General features: G+C 69.8%; 5 protein-coding genes. 2 read left to right on the forward strand and 3 right to left on the reverse strand.

Annotated features, from left to right (window positions below):
* Nucleotides 1-213: ubiquinol-cytochrome c reductase iron-sulfur subunit N-terminal domain-containing protein (locus VFH59_RS04280; RefSeq protein WP_325163647.1), on the reverse strand; the 213-nt coding region annotated here is incomplete at its 3' end.
* Between the two features lie 176 nt (nt 214-389).
* Between VFH59_RS04280 and VFH59_RS04285 the strand changes: the two genes are divergently transcribed.
* Nucleotides 390-1,598, forward strand: coding sequence for a S1C family serine protease (locus VFH59_RS04285; RefSeq protein ID WP_325163648.1), 1,209 nt, complete (start codon nt 390-392; stop codon nt 1,596-1,598).
* 170 nt (nt 1,599-1,768) lie between these two features.
* Here VFH59_RS04285 and VFH59_RS04290 read toward each other — a convergent pair whose 3' ends face one another.
* The gene (locus VFH59_RS04290) at nt 1,769-2,575 is read right to left on the reverse strand and encodes a hypothetical protein (RefSeq protein WP_325163649.1); all 807 of its coding nucleotides are present in this window, start codon (nt 2,573-2,575) and stop codon (nt 1,769-1,771) included.
* A gap of 238 nt (nt 2,576-2,813) precedes the next feature.
* Between VFH59_RS04290 and VFH59_RS04295 the strand changes: the two genes are divergently transcribed.
* Complete coding sequence (locus VFH59_RS04295) at nt 2,814-3,482, forward strand: response regulator transcription factor (protein ID WP_325163650.1); 669 nt, start codon at nt 2,814-2,816, stop codon at nt 3,480-3,482.
* Between the two features lie 82 nt (nt 3,483-3,564).
* Here the strand turns inward: VFH59_RS04295 and VFH59_RS04300 are convergent, their stop codons facing one another.
* Nucleotides 3,565-3,759 carry a hypothetical protein gene (locus VFH59_RS04300; protein ID WP_325163651.1) on the reverse strand — a complete coding sequence of 65 codons (195 nt, stop codon included), beginning with the start codon at nt 3,757-3,759 and terminating at the stop codon, nt 3,565-3,567.
* Nucleotides 3,760-3,975 lie beyond the last annotated feature (216 nt).

Below are 3,975 nucleotides of genomic sequence, written 5' to 3' on the forward strand. Positions count from 1 at the left end.
GGGCAGGCCGCGCCACGCGTAGTCGACCTTCTGACCCAGCTCGATCTTGCCGATGTCGGCCATGACCGGCGCACCGGCGGCCTTGGCGCGGGCGCTGGGCTCCCAGGACTTGATGAAGGGCACGGCTGCCGCGACGACTCCCACTCCGCCGACCACCGAGGTGGTCGCGAGCAGGAAACGGCGGCGGCCATGATCGACGACTTCGTTCGCCATCAGGCTCTCCGGTACATGCAATGCCATTGAGATGCGAGCCCCGTTTGGGAGCCTGCAAAAATCGCGTTAGTGTAGCGTCAGGGCCTGGCCCGTACAATCAATCACACAAGGGCGAGGCGGCCCGTGCCGACCCGCCCCACGCGCCCCAGGCCCGGCCCACCCAAACCCTTGTAGCCATGAAGAACGCCGCCGGCGCGCTCGCCTTTATCGCCCGCTTCGTCATCCTGGGACTGGCGCTCGCCTTCGTGGTCGGGCTGCTCTGGCCCGGCAGCGGCGACCGCCTGCGCGCACGCTTCGGCCTGCGCCATGCCCCGCAGGCCCCGTCCTCGGCGCAGCCTGCCGTGGCGACGCAGGCCCCGGCGCCGGCACTGGGGAGCGGCCCGGTGTCCTACGCCGACGCCGTGGCGAAGGCGGCGCCCGCGGTGGTCAACATCTACGCCAACAAGATGGTGACCGCGCGCGCGGTGCAGATGTACGAGGACCCGGTGCTGCAGCGGCTGTTCGGCGGCCTGCCCACCGGCCCCGCCTACAAGCGCCCGCAGCAGGTGCTGGGCTCGGGCGTGATCGTCAGCGACAAGGGCTACGTGCTGACCAACAACCACGTGATCGCCAACGCCGACGACATCCAGGTACTGCTCTACGACGGCCGCATCGCCAAGGCCACGCTGGTCGGCGCGGACGAGGAGACGGACCTTGCGGTGCTCAAGGTCGACGCCGGGAACCTCCCGGTGATCCGGATCGCCGATGGCCAGTCGCTGCGTGCGGGCGACGTCGTGCTCGCGATCGGCAACCCGCTGGGCCTCAACCAGACGGTGACCATGGGCATCGTCAGCGCGGTCGGGCGGCAGCTCTCCAGCTCGAGCGCCGAGGACTTCATCCAGACCGACGCGGCGATCAACCTGGGCAACTCCGGCGGCGCGCTGGTCAACGCCAGGGGCGAACTGGTCGGCATCAACACCTTGCTGATCGGCCGGCAGGCCAATGCCGAGGGCATCGGCTTCGCCATCCCCGTGGGCAACGCCAAGAACGTGCTCGACCAGATCATCGCCACCGGGCACGTGGTGCGCGGCTGGCTTGGCGCCGACTACGCCTTCGTGCCGGTGGCCGCGGACAGCGGCCTGCCCGCGGCAGCGCGCGGGGCGCAGGTGACCGATGTCTATCCCGGCGGGCCCGCGGCCCAGGCCGGCATCCAGCCGCACGACATCCTGCTGCGCATCGGTACCGACAACATCCTCGATCCGGCGGACCTGCGCCGGCACGAGGCTGCACTCAAGCCCGGCACCAAGGTGGAAGTGTCCGGCCTGCGCAACGGCGTGCCGTTCCATACCGAGATCACCTTGGCCCGGCGCCCGCCCTTGCAGGCGCGCGCCACGCTGGATGGCTGAGCGCCAGGGGGTGCCCCTGCCATGGGCATGGCCCGAATCCCGCCGCACCAGGCACCCGCTCCGCCGGGGAGTCGGCCTTGGGCGATTCCCGCCCGTTTGCGAGGCCACCGGCATAGCCCGCGCATGCCCCCGGTTGCACAGGAGGCATGCGCGAGAGCCTGCCTACGCCCTCAGTCGATCGGTGTCTTGTAGTTGCCGTGGCTGTCGATCGGGCAGGCGCATTCGTTGCCGACCTGCTTCGGGTCGAACCGGTAACCCGGGATCCGGCTGGTGAGATAGGCGGCGGTCGCCTTGTAGGCGTTCAACCAGTACGGCGGCTTCGGCGCGCCGAAGGTGTTTCCGCCGGGCGTGGTAAGAACCTGCCACAGCGTCGGCTGGGCCGGCGAAGGCGTGATGTAGAAGCCCGGGACGACCGTATCGTTGAAGGTGGCGTACTTGTCCACGCCGACCAGGTTCCAGGCGTCCTGCGAGGCGTTCTTCCAGAAGCCCGGCGAGCACCATGCGCCCGGCGTCTTCATCGGCTGGCAACCGTGGCTGACCACCAGTTGCACGTTGCCCTTGACCACGCCCTCGTAGGTGGCGGTCACCGGCAGGCCAACCAGGTTGCGGTAGCGGTAATACCTGCTTGCGTACTTGAAGGTGCCGCCGACCTTGATCATCTGCACGGTACGATCCGGCAGGGTCAGCGTGGCCGACACCGCGCCATTGGCGGTGAGCACCCAGACCAGGTAACCATCGCCGGTCCGATAGGGTTGTCCTGGCCCATGCCAGTTGGCGAACAGGCCGGTGCCGCCATCGTCGGCGTCGTTCTGCCCGGTCAGGCCGCAGCGTTCGTCCTGCAGGTTGTGCGTATTGCCGTCGAAGTCGAAGCCCTGGCCGGTATAGGTGACGACGGTGGCCGCCCAGGCTGGTGCCGCACCGACCAGTGTCAGCACGACGGCAAGCAGGGGCAGGCCGAGCAGGCGCGTGATCTTCATGAGCGTGTACTCCCGGGGAGACCGCCGCAGCGGGGGAGTGCGCAGCATGCGGCGCATGTCGCGGCGGATGAATACTCCGATTGGAGTAGGCCCACGCGACCGGAGACGGACGGGGCTGCTGCCTTTCGGGATCACTGCCTGCCGGATTGAGCCGGCCTTGCGGCAGGCCGCGTTATACGTTCCGCTCACGGTGGCCTGCCAATGCTCCGAAAAAAGCGCGGAAGCGCGGGAGGGCCGCATGATCAGCATCGTGCTAGGTGGTCCGGACCACGCCACCCGTCGTGCGCTGGTCGCCGGGTTCGCGCGCTTCCCGGAGCTGCGGGTCCTTGGCGACAGCGATGCGCCCGGGCACCTGTCCATGCTGGTCGCTGCGCACCGGCCGTCGGTGGCGGTACTGGACGCCTGCTGGGTGCAGGCCGGGCCGCTCGGCCACCTGCTGGCCCGGCATGTCCCGCCGCGGGTAATGCTCTATGCCGACACCCTGGCCCGGCCGGAGATCCTTGCCGGCGTGGAGCTGGGCGTGCATGGCTGCCTGCCCCGCGATGCGCCGCCTGCGGCCTGGCGCCGGGCCATCCAGGCCATCCATGGCGGCGACTCCTGGATCCCGCGTGCCCTGATGGCCGCCGCGCTGGCCGATCTGCGACGCATGGTGCGGTCGGACCGGTCGCCGGCGCCCGGCATCGGGCCGCTTACCGATCGCCAGCGGGAAATCGTGCGCTGGGTCATCCAGGGCTTGAGCAACAAGGAAATCGGCCGGCGCATGGGAATCAGCCCGACCACGGTCAAGACGCACCTGCACAACATCTTCGAGCGCGCCGGCATCAGCGGGCGACAGCAACTGACGGTGCACGCCCTGGGGCATGCCACCCCGGCCCGTGCCGCGGCGCACGGGGCCGGAGTGAACTGACGTCCTTGCGCAGCCTGCGTGGAAGGCCACCTCGCTCCCTGGAGCCAAAGGGCCTGCCGCGCCCCGCCGGCCGCTGACGGTCTCAGTACTGCGGCCGGTACCAGGCCAGGACGTCCCTTGCCTGCCGGATGTCCAGCGGCGGGCACTGGCCCAGTTCCCCGCCGGAAAGCACCGACTGCGCCCGCATCCGGATGCGCGTTTCCTCCGGATCCACGGGCGCCGACAGCCGGCCCCATTTCGGTTGGTAGTGCGCGGTGGCTTCTTGGAGTGCGTTCATGCGTGATTCCTCCTTGCAACAGGTGGCTTGCCAGCAGCGAACGGATACCGAACGCCCCCCGGCCCGCAACGTCGAGCCCGCTTCGGAGCGGCCAGTATCGACGCCCCACGTGAAGTGCCTGCCAAGTTCGCGTGGTCTCCGCGTGCGGGGCGCCGCCCTCCTCCTCCGGCCGCCGCCACCGGGCGCGCCGCAAACGAAAACGGGCGCGGTGGAGGC

It is taken from the genome of Frateuria sp. (genome assembly GCF_035695185.1).
Lineage (GTDB): Bacteria > Pseudomonadota > Gammaproteobacteria > Xanthomonadales > Rhodanobacteraceae > Frateuria_A.

Coding starts and splice junctions, on each gene's coding strand:
- VFH59_RS04285 (WP_325163648.1), top strand. CDS start 390: ATGAAGAACGCCGCCGGCGCGCTCGCCTTTATCGCCCGCTTCGTCATC.
- VFH59_RS04295 (WP_325163650.1), top strand. CDS start 2,814: ATGATCAGCATCGTGCTAGGTGGTCCGGACCACGCCACCCGTCGTGCG.
- VFH59_RS04290 (WP_325163649.1), bottom strand. CDS start 2,575: ATGAAGATCACGCGCCTGCTCGGCCTGCCCCTGCTTGCCGTCGTGCTG.
- VFH59_RS04300 (WP_325163651.1), bottom strand. CDS start 3,759: ATGAACGCACTCCAAGAAGCCACCGCGCACTACCAACCGAAATGGGGC.